Annotated in this window: 1 protein-coding gene; it reads left to right on the top strand. The window is 66.5% G+C overall.

The window, feature by feature from the left end:
- Window positions 1-62: 62 nt before the first annotated feature.
- Window positions 63-1,310, top strand: coding sequence for an IS4 family transposase (locus NLI01S_RS24755; protein WP_067609319.1), 1,248 nt, complete (start codon window positions 63-65; stop codon window positions 1,308-1,310).
- The last annotated feature ends 239 nt before the right edge of the window (window positions 1,311-1,549 follow it).

The following is a 1,549-nucleotide window of genomic DNA, read 5'->3' as shown; positions in this document are numbered from 1 at the left end:
AATGCCGCTTAGCGTAGGTAGGTGACAAGTGTGCCTCGGGTCGAGCCGGTAGGTTGCCGACCATGACTCTCGCCCCGCCCACCGGGAAACTCCTCGATCAGATCTCGGTCGGTGTGCTGACCTCCTCCCTGCCACGGGAGATGATCGATGAAGCCATCGCCCAACACGGCAAGCAGGCCAAACGCTCCGACGGTAAACTCCCACCCCACGTGATGGTCTACTTCGTGATGGCCCTGGCCCTGTTCGGTGACGAGGACTACGAAGAAGTCATCACCCGCCTGGCCCAACCCCTGGCCCGATGGGGGTGCTGGGAATGGGAAGCGCCCACCACCGGAGGGCTCACCCAGGCCCGCCAACGCCTGGGCTGGCAGGTGATGGAAACGATCTTCACCCACATCGCCGCCGAGCCGGTCGCCGATGCCCTCACCCGAGGCGCGCGGTTGAGCCATCTACGCATGGTCTCCATCGACGGCATGATCCTGGAAGTGCCGGACAGCGCCGCCAACGCCACCGAGTTCGGCTACGGCGGTGGAGCGGCCAGCCCCTCGGCTTTCCCCCAGGTCCGGGTGGTCACCCTCAACGAGTGCGGGTCCCACGCGCCCCTGGCCGCCGCGTTGGGGCGAGGCGGTGGCGGTAAGGGCACCGGAGAACAGTCCCTGGCCCGCACCCTCTACCCCCGGCTGGAGCCGGACATGCTGCTCCTGGCCGATCGGAACTTCCACTCCTTCACCGACTTCACCCAGGCCGCCGACACCGGCGCCCACCTGTTGTGGCGGGTCAAGGACACACTGGAACTACCGGTGCTGGAGGTGCTGGCCGATGGGTCCTACACCTCGTTGGTCATGGCCCCCAAGTTGAGCAAGAAACAGCGCACCGATCTGATCGGAGCCGCTCGCCACGGCCGCGATCTGGAAGCGACCAAGGCCCGCCGGGTACGGGTCATCGAGTACGAACTCCCCGACCGGGGCCGGGGCGGCCCTGAGGTGATCTGCCTGATCACCACGCTCAACGATGCCATCGCGATGCCGGCCGCCCGCCTGGCCCAGGCCTACCACGAGCGGTGGGAGAGCGAGGGCGCCAACGCCGAGCTCAAGACCGGTCTGCGTGGGCCCGGGCGGGTACTGCGCTCCCACAAACCGGACATGGTCCGTCAGGAGATCTACGGGTATCTGCTCACCTATCACGCGTTGTGCGCGTTGATCTGCGCGGCGGCCACCGAGGCCGACACCGATCCGGACCGGATCAAGTTCACCCGCACGGTGCGTGTGGTGCGCCGTCGGGTCGTAGACCCGGCGGCTTTTTCCCCCTGAGGGGTGGGGCGGTGTCCTGGACGAGGTGTATCGAGAACTCACGGCCAAGAAGCACCTGAACCCGCTCCGTCGTCATCGGAGCTATCCCAGAGTGGTCAAACGAGCCCGGTACAACGGCTACCGGGTCAAGCGCCCCACGGATACCGGGGTCCGTCATGCCGGCGCCGCGACGATCCGGCTGGTCAATCTTCCTGAGCCCGGGATCGCTGCATGAAGATCAACTTACGCTAAGCGGCATT

The sequence above is a fragment of the Nocardiopsis listeri NBRC 13360 genome (genome assembly GCF_001570765.1).
In the GTDB taxonomy this organism is placed as follows: Bacteria; Actinomycetota; Actinomycetes; order Streptosporangiales; family Streptosporangiaceae; genus Nocardiopsis; species Nocardiopsis listeri.
Note: the sequence above shows the minus strand (reverse complement) of the source record. Positions and strands in the feature narration are given on the sequence as shown.